At 35.5% G+C, this 16148-nt stretch carries 16 protein-coding genes, 2 tRNA genes and 2 rRNA genes; 3 read left to right on the forward strand and 17 right to left on the reverse strand.

Going from position 1 to position 16148, the window contains the following annotated elements:
- Positions 1-92 precede the first annotated feature (92 nt).
- The 7 genes from ulaA to groES form a co-directional block, all read right to left on the reverse strand.
- Complete coding sequence (gene ulaA, locus HP569_RS12555; protein ID WP_182201525.1) at positions 93-1472, reverse strand: PTS ascorbate transporter subunit IIC; 1380 nt, start codon at positions 1470-1472, stop codon at positions 93-95.
- A gap of 28 nt (positions 1473-1500) precedes the next feature.
- Positions 1501-1782 carry a PTS sugar transporter subunit IIB gene (locus tag HP569_RS12560; protein ID WP_182201526.1) on the reverse strand — a complete coding sequence of 94 codons (282 nt, stop codon included), beginning with the start codon at positions 1780-1782 and terminating at the stop codon, positions 1501-1503.
- A 19-nt stretch (positions 1783-1801) separates the two neighbouring features.
- A complete protein-coding gene (locus HP569_RS12565) occupies positions 1802-2536 on the reverse strand; it encodes an SIS domain-containing protein (protein WP_182201527.1) in 735 nt (244 codons plus the stop codon).
- Between the two features lie 15 nt (positions 2537-2551).
- Positions 2552-2998, reverse strand: a complete 447-nt coding sequence (locus tag HP569_RS12570) for a PTS sugar transporter subunit IIA (protein WP_182201528.1) — start codon at positions 2996-2998, stop codon at positions 2552-2554.
- 21 nt (positions 2999-3019) lie between these two features.
- Positions 3020-4969, reverse strand: a complete 1950-nt coding sequence (locus tag HP569_RS12575; protein WP_182201529.1) for a BglG family transcription antiterminator — start codon at positions 4967-4969, stop codon at positions 3020-3022.
- A 440-nt stretch (positions 4970-5409) separates the two neighbouring features.
- A complete protein-coding gene (gene groL / locus HP569_RS12580) occupies positions 5410-7041 on the reverse strand; it encodes a chaperonin GroEL (RefSeq protein WP_182201530.1) in 1632 nt (543 codons plus the stop codon).
- Between the two features lie 52 nt (positions 7042-7093).
- Entirely contained in the window at positions 7094-7378 is a 285-nt protein-coding gene (groES, locus tag HP569_RS12585) for a co-chaperone GroES (protein WP_182201531.1), read from the reverse strand.
- 249 nt (positions 7379-7627) lie between these two features.
- Between groES and HP569_RS12590 the strand changes: the two genes are divergently transcribed.
- A complete protein-coding gene (locus tag HP569_RS12590) occupies positions 7628-8347 on the forward strand; it encodes a CPBP family intramembrane glutamic endopeptidase (RefSeq protein ID WP_182201532.1) in 720 nt (239 codons plus the stop codon).
- Between the two features lie 7 nt (positions 8348-8354).
- A complete protein-coding gene (locus HP569_RS12595) occupies positions 8355-8558 on the forward strand; it encodes a YdiK family protein (RefSeq protein WP_182201533.1) in 204 nt (67 codons plus the stop codon).
- A 53-nt stretch (positions 8559-8611) separates the two neighbouring features.
- On the opposite strand, the gene HP569_RS12600 is transcribed toward HP569_RS12595, so the two are convergent.
- Positions 8612-9253 carry a redox-sensing transcriptional repressor Rex gene (locus HP569_RS12600; RefSeq protein ID WP_182201534.1) on the reverse strand — a complete coding sequence of 214 codons (642 nt, stop codon included), beginning with the start codon at positions 9251-9253 and terminating at the stop codon, positions 8612-8614.
- A 223-nt stretch (positions 9254-9476) separates the two neighbouring features.
- On the opposite strand from HP569_RS12600, the gene HP569_RS12605 reads away from it, so the two are divergent.
- On the forward strand, positions 9477-11402 hold the full coding sequence (locus HP569_RS12605; protein ID WP_182201535.1) for an ABC transporter ATP-binding protein: 1926 nt from the start codon (positions 9477-9479) through the stop codon (positions 11400-11402).
- 292 nt (positions 11403-11694) lie between these two features.
- Here the strand turns inward: HP569_RS12605 and tsaD are convergent, their stop codons facing one another.
- The 9 genes from tsaD to HP569_RS12650 all read right to left on the reverse strand — a co-directional run.
- On the reverse strand, positions 11695-12726 hold the full coding sequence (gene tsaD / locus HP569_RS12610) for a tRNA (adenosine(37)-N6)-threonylcarbamoyltransferase complex transferase subunit TsaD (RefSeq protein WP_182201536.1): 1032 nt from the start codon (positions 12724-12726) through the stop codon (positions 11695-11697).
- Positions 12719-13171, reverse strand: coding sequence for a ribosomal protein S18-alanine N-acetyltransferase (rimI, locus tag HP569_RS12615; protein WP_182201537.1), 453 nt, complete (start codon positions 13169-13171; stop codon positions 12719-12721). Before rimI ends, tsaD begins: the two co-directional genes overlap by 8 nt.
- Positions 13164-13877 carry a tRNA (adenosine(37)-N6)-threonylcarbamoyltransferase complex dimerization subunit type 1 TsaB gene (tsaB, locus tag HP569_RS12620; protein WP_182201538.1) on the reverse strand — a complete coding sequence of 238 codons (714 nt, stop codon included), beginning with the start codon at positions 13875-13877 and terminating at the stop codon, positions 13164-13166. Before tsaB ends, rimI begins: the two co-directional genes overlap by 8 nt.
- Positions 13874-14329, reverse strand: a complete 456-nt coding sequence (gene tsaE, locus HP569_RS12625; protein WP_182201539.1) for a tRNA (adenosine(37)-N6)-threonylcarbamoyltransferase complex ATPase subunit type 1 TsaE — start codon at positions 14327-14329, stop codon at positions 13874-13876. Before tsaE ends, tsaB begins: the two co-directional genes overlap by 4 nt.
- Before the next feature lie 6 nt (positions 14330-14335).
- On the reverse strand, positions 14336-15310 hold the full coding sequence (thiL, locus tag HP569_RS12630) for a thiamine-phosphate kinase (protein WP_182201540.1): 975 nt from the start codon (positions 15308-15310) through the stop codon (positions 14336-14338).
- Positions 15311-15560: 250 nt separating this feature from the next.
- Positions 15561-15637, reverse strand: a tRNA-Asp gene (locus tag HP569_RS12635).
- Positions 15638-15641: 4 nt separating this feature from the next.
- Positions 15642-15718, reverse strand: a tRNA-Met gene (locus HP569_RS12640).
- 32 nt (positions 15719-15750) lie between these two features.
- A 5S ribosomal RNA gene (gene rrf / locus HP569_RS12645) occupies positions 15751-15866 on the reverse strand.
- Between the two features lie 159 nt (positions 15867-16025).
- Positions 16026-16148: ribosomal RNA gene (locus tag HP569_RS12650) — 23S ribosomal RNA — on the reverse strand; the annotation flags it as partial.

The following is a 16148-nucleotide window of genomic DNA, read 5'->3' on the forward strand; positions in this document are numbered from 1 at the left end:
TCGTTGTGCCTCCCTCTACGTATAATGAATCTCCATTTAAACAAAACATTCTTTTATAGTATTTTAGATGAAGATAGGACAAGTAAAGTACTTTATTGATTTAGATTATTTGCTTGAGTTTTATGTGTGTTGCTATTTTTTTTCTTTTTAAACATATTGTAAGATAGGGTTATTGCAATTAGTGCAATAACAACAATAGGGACTATATCAAATGCGGTGAATAATTTGATTAAGCTCAATACAATTATTCCGTCCGGAACAAGAAATGCTATCCCTGAAATACCGTACTCTTGTAAGTTAAATAGCGGGTAAAATAACGCAACTGGTATTGTCATGATCAACCCGTATACAAAGCCAGAAATAATAGCACCTCTTCGACCTCCTAAGGCATTCCCAAAGATACCTGCTGCACCACCAGTGAAGAACCCTCCAATGATTGATGGTAATGGAATTACTGTTCCAAATACATTTGAAACAAACATTCCTACTACCATTCCGATAATAGAGCATACGAAACCAATCATCAAAGCTGTAGGTGCAAAACCAAAAATAACAGGAACATCAAGTGCCGGTTTTGATCCAGGGACCAATTTTATTGCAATACCTCGGAAGGCAGGAATAATTTCACCTAAAAACATTCTAACTCCTTGTAGTAACACTAATACACCTGCTGCAAATCCAAAAGCTTCAAGTATTGAAAATACAAGCCAGTTTTGTTCATTACTAAGTGTTTTTACATAATCTGGTCCTGCCGCAATTGTTGTTACTAAATATAGCACTAACATAACTGTCGATACAGATATAGCAGTATCCTTAAAAAATTCAAGTCCTTTAGGCATCTTAGTTTTTTCAGCATCAACTGCTTTATTTCCAAAGATTTTCCCAATATATGCTGAAAGTACAACTCCCGATGTTGTAAGATGACCATAAGCTATTTCATTATTTCCTGTAACTTTCCGCATAATTGGTTGTGCTAATGCTGGGAATAATACAAGTGTGACCCCTTGAATTAACGAACCCCAAAGAACTGCTTGAGTAGAGGAATACCCCAAGTCATAAAATGCCCAAGCTAATGCGCCTGACATAATCCACAGCATATGTCCCGTTAAAAAAATATATTTAAAAGGAGAAATTCTAGCTATGAGAACGTTTACTAAAAATCCAAAGGCTAAAATTAATGCACCATTTCTTGCAATCTCAGGTATGCTATCTGTTAATGCCCCAATTACAGCTTCATCTATAGGAACTACCCCAGTTAAATTGAAGGCGTGTTTAAACATTTTACTAAAAGGATCAATATGACTAGAGATAATTCCTGCCCCAGCAGATAGAATTAAGATACCTAATATTGTCTTAAATGTACCTTTTATGGTATCTTGCAAACCCTTCTTCTGAGCCAAAAGACCAATCAGCGCTACCAGTCCAAGCAAGATTGCAGGACTGGTGATTAACTGAATTATGAATTCCAACATATAAGTCACCCTTTATAAAGTTATTTTTTTAATCATTATCTTGTTCATTAAAGAAACTATTTAATTTTTGTTTAATCTCATTTTTATCTGTCATATTCTCCAAATATATAACCGGTTGGTCCACTTCTGGAAAAGAACCTAGCATATCTTTTGAAGTGATAAACAAATCTGCTTCTATTCCTTTTGCTGAACCCATGTCAATCGCTTCAACATTTGCTTTTATTCCTTCATCTGCCAAAATATCATCAATTGTCATTTTTACCATTAAACTTGTGCCAAATCCCATTCCACATACTGTATAAATTTTCACGGTTTTTACCTCCTATGATTTATAGACATTTAATTTTCTCTTTGTATTGTTTAATATGTTCTTTATTGATATCATCACCTTTATCCAAATTAGAACTTACCCATATACTTGGGTCATCCCCATTATGAATTAAGTCACTGATTGCTTGTGCTATTACACTTTGTAAAATCATAAAGCCTATAACAGAAGAAGTTGGTCCGAATTTCGTAGCAAACCCTTCAATTTCTAATACAGCATCTCCACTTACTCCACAATTGTCTAAGACAACATCTGCTATATCTATCAATTTTTTGCCTGATTCATGTCTGGATGTTACATCATTTGTAAATTCTCCTGAAGTCAAAGCTATAACGTGTATACCTCTTTTCTTCGCTTCTAGTGCCATTTCAATTGGTACAGCATTTCTTCCAGAAGTAGATGCAATTACAATCACATCACCTTTTTTAGTATCTTCATTATCTAAAATAACTTTTGCATAACCACTTAGTCTTTCAAACCAAGTACTTTTAGGTGCCTCGGGGCGAAGTGACAAAGCAGGTTCTAATATAGCATTAACAGGGACCAATCCACCTGCTCTGTAAAACACTTCCTCCGCATACATTTGAGAATGACCGCAACCGAATACGTGTAATAATTTTTTTGACTTTACCGCTTCTTTAATTAGTTGAGAGGCAGCTTGAATTGAATCCATTTGCGTATCTTTAATTCGTTCAATATTTTTTTCAATCTCTTTGATATATTCTAATGCCATCATGTTATCAACCCTTTCTTATAAATATTTATTTAATAGTTTTACTGCTTCAGAATTAGTTTCTGAGTTTTTCAGTTTCTCTAAAAGATTTTCATTGTTAAATAACTCCATTAGTTGTTGTAATGCTTTTAAATGTGATTGAGAATCGATAGCACCAAAAGCAAAAACTAGTTTTACAGGATCTCTTTTTTCATAACCAAAATGCACTCCTGTGTTTATAATCTGCAGACTCATACAAACTTCATTTACGCCATCCTCGGGTCTTGCATGTAATAAAGCTATGTGTGGAGCTATCACGACATATGGACCATTCTCTACAATTGACTGTTTCATCGCTTCCGTATAATGGTGACTAATGGCATTTATATTTTCTAGTAATTCTCCCCCCCTTTCTACTGCCTCCTGCCATGAATCACAGTCAGTTCTCACCTCGACAGTCTTTGTTGTTAATAAATCTTTTAGCATTATTTTTCACCTCATTAGCCCTCATAGTTGACTTAATTGATTTATAAATCTTAAGAAATTTTGTTTATTACCCGCTTTTATTTGTTCCATTTTAGTTTTATCTTGTAGCATCATTGATAGTTGACGAAGTGCATTTGAGTGAATATATGAATCTGTTGTTGCGAGACAAATAATAAATGAAACAGGGTCATATCTCTCATGCCCAAAAGGAATAGGATACTTCAGTTTAATAATACTGAATCCAGTATGTTGCACTCCATCTGAAGGCTTTGCGTGCGGCATGACTACCCCCTTATCAATTACCATATAAGGCCCATTTTTTTCGAGTTGTTTAACAATTGCTTTTGGATAATCTTTTGTTATCATCCCTTTTTTAATCAATAATTCTCCAGCTATATATATAGCTTCCTTCCAATCCGTTGCTTCAACATTCCATTCCACACAATCCGATGCAAGCAATTCATTTATTGAAGGTCTATTAGACAACCCAGATTCTATCGCCTTTTCTCGTTCTATATTAAGCTGATTATTTAGCCTGCCTCTATCATCCTTGGTTAAAAAAGGAGATACCTTGACTACTGGAATGGGGAGAGTTGAAGTAGGTAATGTCGTAATTACTAAATCGATTTTTTGCTGTTTAAAGTAATCCCCATCTATATCAGAGACAGGTAGTGTGTCACAAATACTGAGTTCCGGGTAAAAGTTTTGGATTTTACTTTTTAATAATTGAGATGTCCCTACCCCACTCGCACACATAATAACCGCCCTAAGCCTGTAACGAGTTTTTTCCAAGTTACGTTCCATTGCTGATCCAATATGCAAAGAAAGATATGCAATTTCATTTTCATCAAACTTTACTTGAAATTCATCTTCCAAAGTGGACAAATTAGCATTTACAGCATTAATAATGTTTGGATAGCGATGCTCAATTTCTTCTTTCAAAGGATTATCATTTCGCATTTGATAATACATTCTATATAATGCTGGTTTCAGATGAACTATTAAGCCACTTAACAAAACCTCATCTGATGTTAAATCAACACCTATGAATCCACTTACATTTCTAATGAAAGTATTCAACGTCTCTATAAATGAATGCTTTTCCCTTTGTTCTAATTCCAACTCCGGCTGTTTTGCTCCCAGCAAGTGAAGTGTTATATAGCCAATTTCTGATTCTGGGAATTTCAGTTCAAAATGTTTTTCAACTGTTGCTTGAATATGCTTTGCAATATTAAATTCCTTTTTATTGCGTAATTTAGCTAGTTCTTGCTCTTGCATACTAATTTGAAATTGATTTCGAACTCGATGAATAGTGATAGCAATGTGAAAAACTAAACCATCCCTCGCTGTTTGCATTACACTATAATTTTCATTTTCTAGTACTAGATCGATTGATCGTTGTATTAAGGCAATTTCACTAGTTTTTAAAATATCTAATTTTGAAAAGAAAGTCTGTGATTGATAATGTTTAATAAGGACTTCTACATATAATTCTCTGATTTTTCGTTCGTCCCCATCAACACAAAAACCTTTGTTCTTTACATATCGTAATGATAAAGCATATTTCTCCACTAATATCTGAACTTCTTTCATATCCTCAACAACAGTTCGCCGTGTGACAAATAAAATTTTTGAAAGTTGATTTGAGCTAACTGGTTTCAAAGTTTCAAGCAAAGTGATCAAGATTTTTTCTTGTCTCTCTTGTGGAGACAAGACCATTTCTAATTCTTGTTCATCAAATAATTGTGCTTCCAATACTGAACTTGAAATGAGCTTTACACCAGATCTCTTATTCCTTATTACTTTTGCTCCTTGCTTTTCTGCAAAAAATTCAATATTCTCTATGTCATATTGAATGCTCCTTTCACTGAGGTGAAAAAAATCAGAAAGTTTTTTGATTGTTATAAAATTTTTATCTTGTAAAAGGTAACTGATGATCTTTTTTTGTCTTGAGCTCAACACTTGAATCACCTCTTTATATTTTAATTGTAAACGCTAACACTTAATCGTGGAGATGTAATATTATTCGTTTTCAAATCAGAAATATTTCACACCCTTATCATAATTCTACTATTTAATGAAGAATATTTAATTTAACTCTAATGTAATTTTATATGTGAATTGTCGTTGACTTATAATTTTCTATTCTTTTAGTTCATAAAAACTAAAGAATATAGTTTCACTTTGCTTATTTTCATATCAACAAATCAGACCTTTGTAAAAACTTATACATAAGTAAAATAAAAAGGATGTTACCAGAGAATATAAAAATCTTCTCGATAACATCCTAAATTTTTTATGAACTTCTATTTTAATTGTAAAACATTGTTGTAACAAGTGTTCCAAGCGGGTTACGAACTAAAACCATGACATCCTGTCACAATATCCATGTGACCAACATCTTGTTGATATTACATCATGCCGCCCATTCCACCCATGCCGCCCATGTCAGGCATTGCAGGGGCACCACCTTCTTCAGGAATGTCTGCTACTACTGCTTCAGTAGTCAAGAACATTGCTGCAACAGATGCTGCGTTTTGAAGTGCAGAACGAGTTACTTTTGTTGGGTCAACGATACCAGCGTCAATCATGTTTACCCACTCACCACTAGCTGCGTTATATCCAATACCAATTTCTTCACCTTTTAGTTTTTCAACAATAACTGAACCTTCAAGTCCAGCATTTTCAACGATTTGACGAACTGGCTCTTCTAGTGCACGTAATACGATGCTTGCACCAGTTGCTTCATCACCTTCAAGGTCAAGTGCTTTAACTTGCTTGTAAACGTTTAGTAGTGCTGTTCCACCACCAGATACAATACCTTCTTCTACTGCTGCACGAGTAGAGTTTAGTGCATCTTCAATACGTAATTTACGCTCTTTCAATTCTGTTTCTGTAGCTGCACCAACTTTAACTACTGCTACTCCACCAGAAAGTTTTGCTAAGCGCTCTTGTAATTTTTCTTTATCGAATTCAGAAGTGGTTTCTTCTGCTTGTGCGCGGATTTGTGCAACACGTGCAGAAATTTGATCTGGATTTCCAGCACCTTCAACAACTGTTGTATTTTCTTTTGTAACAACAACTTTAGTCGCGCGACCTAGTTGTTCGATTGTAGTGTTTTTCAAATCTAGACCTAAGTCTTCTGTAATTACTTCTGCACCAGTTAATGTCGCAATATCTTCAAGCATTGCTTTACGACGATCACCAAAGCCAGGAGCTTTTACTGCTACTGCATTAAATGTTCCACGAAGTTTGTTCACTACTAATGTAGCTAGCGCTTCGCCTTCTACATCTTCAGCAATTAAAAGAAGTGGTTTACCTTGTTGTACTACTTGCTCTAATACAGGAAGTACTTCTTGGATATTATTGATTTTCTTATCTGTAATAAGGATATATGGATCTTCTAATACTGCTTCCATTTTATCTTGGTCTGTAACCATATATGGAGAAGAATATCCACGATCAAATTGCATACCTTCTACTACTTCAAGCTCCGTGTTAAAGCCTTTAGATTCTTCAATTGTAATTACACCGTCATTCCCTACACGTTCCATTGCTTCAGCGATCAATTGACCAACTTCATCGTTACCAGATGAGATAGAAGCAACCTGTGCAATGGATTCTCTTCCTTCAATTGGCTTAGAGATTTTGCGCAATTCTTCTGTTGCTAATTCAACCGCTTTTTCGATTCCACGGCGAACGCCTACAGGATTTGCTCCTGATGCAACGTTTTTCAATCCTTCTTGAATCATCGCTTGTGCTAAAACAGTTGCAGTTGTTGTACCGTCACCAGCAACATCATTTGTTTGTGATGCTACTTCAGATACTAATTGTGCACCCATGTTTTCAAATTCATCTTCTAATTCAATTTCTTTTGCAATCGTTACACCATCATTTGTAATTAGTGGTGAACCGTATTTTTTACCTAAGACAACATTACGTCCTTTTGGTCCTAATGTTACTTTTACTGCATTTGCTAATGTATCCACACCACGTAGCATGGCGCGACGAGCGTCTTCACTAAACTTAATTTCTTTAGCCATATTAAAAAGCCCTCCTAAAATCGTAATTAAGTATATTGTTTTTATTCTTCATTTAGCCAATAACAGCTAAAATATCATTTTCACGAAGAATTAAGTATTCTTTTCCATCATATTTTACTTCTGTTCCTGCAAATTTAGAGAAAATTATTTTATTTCCTTCAGCTACTTCTGGAGCGATTTTTTCCCCGTTATCTGTCACGCGACCAGAACCTACTGCAACAACTTTTCCTTCTTGTGGTTTTTCTTTCGCAGAATCCGGTAATACAATTCCGCTTGCAGTTTTTTCTTCTTGTTCTACGAGTTCAATAATGACACGATCACCTAATGGCTTAAGCATCAAAAAACCCTCCTTCATTAAATTCAATATATTTTCTTTTATTTTAGCACTCAACCATGAAGAGTGCTAACACAATTATTATAATAATAAATTACTTTTTATTTTGCAAGTATTGTGATGTATTTTTTAATAAAATCTTTTTTAGCTTTTTCTACACAATTGTCATAATCGTACTAATTCAATTCTATTCATATAATATGTTAAAATACATTTGTTGGACAAATTTTTAAAAAGAGGAGTCGTTTATCGTTGGGAAAAAGATATGTGTACACATTATTAACCTACATATTAATGCAGCTATCTTCTATTCCGGTAGCTATTATTATAAAAGCTTCAAATATTAGTGAGGCATATTATTCAACCATCAGCATAAGTTGGACCATATTCAGCTTCGTTGTTGCTTTACTGATTATTATGTTTCTATTAAAGCCAGAAAAGGATCTACGCAAGCACCCTGATGCAGCAAGTCCTGGTATGGTTGTAATCTGGTCCATTATTGGTATTGCCATGGCTATGTTAGGGCAAGGAATAATGAATCTGATTCAAACCTTTGTACTTGGTATTGAGCCTGGTTCTGAGAACACCGCTAACATTGTAGCGATTGCTCGTGCTGCACCAATCTTTATTCTTGTTGTAGCTGTTATCGGACCAATCTTAGAGGAAATTGTATTTCGAAAAATTATCTTTGGCGAGATTTATAAACGGTCTAATTTTTTCGTCGGCGCTTTAGCATCTGGTCTAATATTTGCTGTGGTACATGCCGATTTTAAAAATACATTAATTTATCTAACGATTGGGTTTGTGTTTGCGTTTGTGTATGTACAATCCAAGCGTATTATTGTACCTATTATTGCGCATTGTACGATGAATGCCGTCGTAGTTCTTGCACAACTGAGCCTTAGCCCTGAAGAATTAAATCGCATGCTTGAACAGTATGAGAAAATTCAATTAATCGTGTTTGGAGGCTAATCTTCGAATGAGGAATTCACCTTTAGCGTTAGCTGTTATGTACTTTATTATTGGTTCGTCCTTTACTTTCTTTGGTATCGAATCAGCAGAAGGTACGTTGTGGAACTTTTTCACTGTTTTACTTGCGACATTTGCTACATTCAACTTCGCCATAGCGATTCGTCTTGTAGCATTACACATACATGTGAAACGAAAAAATAATAATCCATAAAAACGAACATATCGAAAAAGGTAGTGACATGTTAATATGCCACTACCTTCTTTCTATTCTTCTGCTTCTGGAGAATAGTGTTTCATGAAATAGATTAATGATTGTAGCTCAACTGCTAAATCGATGTGATGTACACGTACATCCTCAGGAACTGTAAGTCGAGCTGGTGTAAAGTTTAGAATTCCTCCGACACCCGCTTCAACTAATTTCTCAGTTATCGATTGTGCTTCTAAACCTGGAACAGTTAAAATCGCTGTTTTTATGTCACCCAGATGCTTAGCTAAGTCGTCAATGTGATAGATAGGTATACCACCCATTTCTTTATTGACCTTTTCTGAACTCGTATCAAATGCCATTTCTATTTTAGTATTGTTGTTTTTCTTAAAGTTATAATTCAAGAACGCAGTTCCTAAATTACCAACGCCAATCAATACAACGCTGGTTATTTCATCTTGATCTAACGTCTTTCTGAAGAAATCGAGTAAATGTTCTACATTATACCCGTAACCCTTCTTCCCTAACGCACCAAAATAAGAGAAATCCCTACGAATCGTAGCTGAATCTACTTTTACTGCTTCACTAAGTTCTTTCGAAGATACTCGTGATTTCCCTTGCAAATGTAAATTATTTAAAAAACGGTAATAAAGTGGCAACCTTTTAGCTGTTGCTTGTGGTATCTTACTATGTTCTGCCATGTTCCATTCCCCTTCTATTCATATTACCCCTATCGTTTGATTCCCGATTTATTCATTAGTAGAACTATATATATATCTATATTTTAACAAAAAAACAACTCTCTGTCGTGAATAACTACACGTACTATTTATAGTATAATCTCTTTTTCTTAATATACCTAACCATTTGCTTGCTTGTTCATCAAAAATTACGATAAACTATGTAGTAATGGGGTGAACTGCAATGATATTAATGCAAATCAATCAGTTAGCAAAACGTTATGGTGCAGAACTGATTCTATCAAACATAAAATTAGAAATAAAATCAAACGATCGTATTGCCATCGTCGGAAGAAATGGTGCCGGTAAGTCAACATTGTTAAAAATTATGGCCGGAGTCCTTTCCTATGATGAAGGAGAAATACATAAGCCTAAAGATGTGACGCTTGGCTACTTAGCTCAAAATACAGGGTTAGAAACGAACGAAACCATTTGGAATGAAATGTTATCTGTTTTTAGTGAATTAATTAAAACAGAAGAGAAGCTTAGAGCAATGGAGCAGAAAATGGGTGATCCAACATTAATGGAGGATCATGCAAGTTATCAACAGCTCCTTCATAGTTACGATCAATTACAAGAGAATTTTAAAAAGAACGGTGGCTATCAATACGAAGCTGACATTAAAGCCGTTTTGAATGGTTTAAATTTTAATGAATTTGATCTAGCTACATCAATAAATGAATTAAGTGGTGGTCAAAAAACACGTTTGGCCTTAGGAAAATTATTACTTTCAAAGCCTGATGTTTTAATTCTAGATGAACCAACAAACCATTTAGATATTGAAACATTAACTTGGTTAGAAGGTTATTTAAATAACTATCACGGCGCTGTCGTAATTGTGTCACACGACAGGTATTTTCTTGATAAAACCGTTAATACCATTTATGAAATTTCTCGTCAGCAGTCCAAAAAGTATTATGGTAATTATACGAAATATTTAGATCAAAAAGCGGCTGACTATGAACGTGAAATGAAGGCTTTTGATAAGCAACAAACAGAAATAAAACGTATGGAAGATTTTGTTCAGCGTAATTTAGCACGTGCATCTACAACTAAACGTGCGCAAAGTAGGCGCAAGCAATTAGAGAAAATGGAACGCATTGATAGGCCAAAAGGAGATGAAGGATCTGCTTCTTTTAGCTTCGCAGTTAACCAACGCAGTGGAAACGATGTAATCAAGATAAATGACCTAGCTTTTCATTATGATGATTCGTACGATAACATCTTCGCTGATCTATCCTTCCAAGTTTCACGTGGTGATCGTATTGCTTTAGTTGGACCAAACGGTGTTGGGAAAACGACTTTACTAAAAACAATTACTGGTGAACTTCATCCTTCCAAGGGTGAAATTCAAATCGGGTCAAAAGTAGATATTGGTTACTATGACCAAGAGCAAACGAAACTGAATACAAAAAAATCTGTTTTAATGGAATTATGGGACGATTATCCAATGATCGATGAAAAAGATATTCGCACGACACTTGGTAACTTTTTATTTTCTGGAGACGATGTACTTAAAAATGTATCTGCTTTAAGTGGCGGTGAAAAGGCTAGGCTTGCATTAGCTAAATTAATGATGCAAAAAGCAAATCTATTAATTCTTGATGAACCGACAAACCATTTAGATTTAGATAGTAAAGAAGTGCTAGAAGCAGCTTTAATCGACTTCCCTGGTACTATTATTTTTGTTTCACATGATCGGTATTTTATTAATGAAATTGCATCCGTTGTGCTTGAAATGCAACCTGAAGGCGCAACGACTTTTCTTGGGAATTATGATTATTACTTAGAAAAAAAACAAGAAACATTAGAGTTAGAGCAGTTACAAGCTCAAGAAAACGAAACAGAAGACAAGCAAGTGATGAAGTCCAATTTCCATCAAGATAAAGCCCGAAAGCAGGAACAGCGAAAAATGGAACGTAGGATACAGGAAATTGAAAGTAAAATTGAGGAATTAGAAGTAGTAATTGAAGCAAATGAAGCGTTACTTTGTAAGCCAGAGATATTTCAAGATCATGAAAAGGCATTGGAGCTAACAACAGAAAATGATCAAGTAAATGAGCAAATTGAGCAGCTCATGTCTGAATGGGAAACACTGCAAGAAGGATAATTTTGCGAAAAAATTAATAGCAACACACACAATTGTGGATAAGTATTTAAGTTTTGGTCAAGCAAAGTTATGCACATAACAAATGCTTTATTCACAACTTTTTCGCCACTTATGCACAGTATCCACAACGAAAACCGATGTTATCCACAGTTTTCGTGCACAGAATAAATACTTTTATATAAGCATTTTATCAAACATATCCACAAACCCACTTGAAGGTTGTGGATATGTTTGAAATATCTTTTATAAATAAACAGTCCCCTAGTATTCTACACAACTGGGGACTGCTTGTTTATTTTGCTCGACTGCCATAACGTTCTAAGTCTAAACTTGGATTGGCGTTTAAATCCCATGCTGCACGATGTCCTTGCTCATAAGCAATCGATCCTGCCGCAGCAATCATCGCAGCATTATCTGTACATAACCATAATGGAGGTATAGATAATGAGATATTAGCATCACTAAATTTTTGTGTTAATCTTTGACGTAGTCCTTTATTTGCTGCTACTCCACCAGCAAGCACAACTTGTTTCACACCGTATTCTTTTGCTGCTTGATATGTTTTTTCGGTCAACACATCAACTACACTAGCTTGAAAACTAGCAGCAATATTAGCATTGTTCTGCTCTTCACCACGTTGTTTGCTATTGTGTAAATGATTAATTACTGCTGATTTTAATCCACTAAAACTAAAATCAAACGAGCCTGTCTCTAACCATGCACGAGGAAAATCAATCGTTTCTTCGCCAACTTGAGCGAGCTTATCTATTTCTGGTCCACCTGGATATGGTAAACCTAACGTTCTAGCAACTTTATCATATGCTTCCCCAGCGGCATCATCCCTCGTTTCTCCAATGATTTCAAACGAGCCATGCTCTTGCATCAAGACTAATTCTGTATGCCCACCTGATACGACGAGTGCTAATAATGGAAATGTAAATTCTTTTTCTATTCGGTTAGCATAAATATGTCCAGCAATATGATGTACACCAACTAATGGTATCTGATTTGCATATGCAAGTGCTTTAGCAGCATTGACACCTACTAGTAAGGCGCCAACAAGTCCAGGCCCTTCCGTAACTGCAATAGCGTTCATCTCACTTACATCCATATTTGCTTTTTTCAAGGTTTCCTCTAACACCATCGTGATTTGTTCTACATGATGACGAGAAGCAATTTCTGGCACCACTCCACCAAACCGTTTGTGACTTTCTATTTGTGAAGCTACAACATTTGCGATTACTTCTTGACCATTCTTAAGTATCGCCGCTGCAGTTTCATCACAGCTTGTTTCTATCGCTAAAATAAATTGATCTTTACTCATTTAAATTCACCCACATTACCATTGCATCTTCATTATTATCGGTGTAATAATTTTTTCTTATGCCAGCTGGCTTTAAACCAAACTTCCGATATAATTTCTGTGCAACTAAATTTGAAACTCTCACTTCTAAAGATAAACGAACAGATCCAGCTAACATTGCCTGATTAATAACATATTGAAATAAATAACTGCCATAACCACACCCTCGATAAGTAGGTAAAATGGCAATGTTCGTTATTTGTGCTTCATCAACAACAATCCATATCCCACAAAAACCAACAATTTGTTTTCCTTTTTCAATTACATAATAATGCGCATAAGAATTTTGTATTAACTCTTTTTGATAAATGTCCTCAGTCCATGGAGTAGCAAAGCATGCTTCTTCAACAATCCTTACTTGTTTAATATCATCGACTGTCATTTTACGTACGGATACTTCACTCATTGTTTTGTTCCTTTTGCTTCGCTAACCAATTCGCCTCTGCTTCAACAAGGCGCAAATAATTAGGTGTGAGTTGATGAATATTTTCTACGGAACGATCTTTTCCTATCATTGCTAATAGAGCAGGACTAGGCTTGTGAAAATGTTCAAACGGCAAAATCGCATGCTCCTTAAGCACTTCTTTAATCATTTCCTTATGTATATCAAGATCTGGACTTAAAAACATAATCGGTTCCGCTTCTTCTTTTAATTGGCTCAACCAATCAGCAAAAAGGACATTTTGTTCCTCTTTAACTAATTTCATTTGACCTGTTTGATCTGTTTCATACAACCCCGTATAAACTAAACCTCTGCGCGCATCAAAAAATGGACATATTTTCAATGATTGGTTAGAACCGTTAAAAGCTAATGCCTCTAAGCTAGACACGCCTATTACTGGAATATTTAATGTCCACCCCATCATTTTAGCTGTCGATAGACCAATTCTTACACCTGTATATGAACCCGGGCCTTTTGCCACTACTATTTTAGTTAGATCTTGTGGGAGTAAACCAACTGTCTTCATCAAATGATCAATCGCAGGCATCAACCTTTTCGAATGCTTCGCTTTACCATTTTCTTTATACTCTATTAATGTACTATTTGTATGCTCATCAAAAATTGCTACACCTAATGTTTCGTTAGACGTATCAATAGCCAATATACTCATCGTATTAACTCCTCACATATCTTCTCAAAATCATGTCCCTTTGGAGCTAGGATCATCTGTCGTTTATCATCTTCAATTGTTTTTAACGAAATATCTAAACGTTTTTCAGGTAAAAATGCTGTGATAAATTGTGGCCATTCTACTACACTAATGCCATCTCCGTTAAAATATTCATCAAATCCGATGTCTTCCTCGCTCTCCTCTAATCGATAGACATCCATATGATATAGAGGGAGTTCACCCATATATTCTTTAACGATCGTAAATGTAGGGCTATTAATGGTTCTTGTCACACCTAAGCCGATACCCAAGCCTTTTGTAAATGTCGTTTTCCCAGCACCTAAATCACCTTGTAATGTTATAACATCACCAGGATGTAGTAAAACGGCCAACTTCTCAGCTATTCTCATGGTTTCTTCTGTTGTATGTGTTATAATTTCAAATTGCTTCATCATATTTTAACTCCTATGCGTATAGCCATTTTTATATAATCGAACGACCTTTTTATCTTTAGTTAGAAATACCGTACCATTTGTAGCTCGTTTAGATGTAACATAACCAATTTGTTTTACTTTTGTATCTGTTTTCTCTGCTGCTTCTTTTACTTTCTCCCAATCATCTATGGATACGGATCCGATTAGTTCAAAATCTTCTCCACCAGCTAACATAAATTCTTCTCTATGCTCTGGATGGAACTGTTGTAATGCTTTATGCATCGGCAATTGATCAAAATCAATATAAACGGTTAAATTTGAAGCTTCTGCTAACTCATTTGCTTCACTAGATATCCCATCACTCACATCATTTAATGCAACACGGTTTAATGATTGTAACTCACGCGCAAAAGCTACACGAGGTGCGGGCATACGATGTCGATTAATTAAATAGTCATTATCTTTTGTTATTTCTTTATTTTGATCTAATAATAGCTTTAAGCCTGCACTTGCATCACCTAATGTACCAGTCACAAACAAAATATCGTTTTCTTGCATTGCACTACGATATCTTGCTTTATTTTGTTCAACGAAGCCAATAATCGTTACGGAAATAACTAACTCTTTACCTGAAACGGTATCGCCACCAATAAGATCCATGTTGTAGGATGAAGCTATCTTCTGCATTCCTTTATATATGTCTTGTAATTCTTCTTCTGACCAATGAGCTGGCACAACGATGGAAATCATATAATAGGCCGGTAATGCTCCCATTGCAGCCATATCACTTATATTTGCTGCTAACAAACGATAACCTACATGAAAGGGTGACATGGTTTCTCTTGAAAAATGTATATTTTCAACAAATGTATCGACAGCAGTAACTGTGTCTAAGTATGGTTGACGAAATACTGCAGCATCATCACCAATTCCCTTTTTCATTGATGATTGCTTATAGTGTTTTTGTTTTATTGAATTTATAAATTTAAATTCATCCATTATTATAATCCCCATTTGTTTATTCTCATTCTATCATAGCAAAAAAAACGTCTTTTTCAAAAATGTTTAACAGGTATAAGTACAAGATTTATTTGAGCAAATGTTCATTTAATATAACTTTTTAACCCATTTACATTTAATATGAAGCCCAATATCTTCTACAGGTATTAAGTATATAGTATTTCCAAACATTAAATAAAGCCTTAGGAATATCCTAAGGCTTTTATGTAACGTATATTATATTAAAAAGTGGCGGTCCGGACGGGACTCGAACCCGCGACCTCCTGCGTGACAGGCAGGCATTCTAACCAACTGAACTACCGGACCATTTTGGTTGCGGGGGCAGGATTTGAACCTACGACCTTCGGGTTATGAGCCCGACGAGCTACCAGACTGCTCCACCCCGCGATAATGTAGGTATTTAAATACCTACTATAATTGCCTAGCGACGTCCTACTCTCACAGGGGCAAGGCCCCAACTACCATCGGCGCTGAAGAGCTTAACTACTGTGTTCGGCATGGGAACAGGTGTGACCTCTTCGCTATTGTCACTAGACATTTGTTTTGAAGGATGTACCTTCAAAACTAGGGCCCACATGATGTGGGTCAGTTCGACGTTGTCACAGGACGTGACGGTCTTAGTCGAACATCCATCTCACTTAAGAAATGCACCTTCAAAACTAGATAAGACAGACAAGTATTCATATTTTTAAATATAGTTAAGTCCTCGATCGATTAGTATTCGTCAGCTGCACGTGTCACCACGCTTCCACCTCGAACCTATCTACCTCATCGTCTCTGAGGGATCTTACTCTAAAAGATGGGAAGTCTCATCTTG

This window comes from Paraliobacillus salinarum (assembly GCF_014083865.1).
GTDB classification, from domain to species: domain Bacteria; phylum Bacillota; class Bacilli; order Bacillales; family Amphibacillaceae; genus Paraliobacillus; species Paraliobacillus salinarum.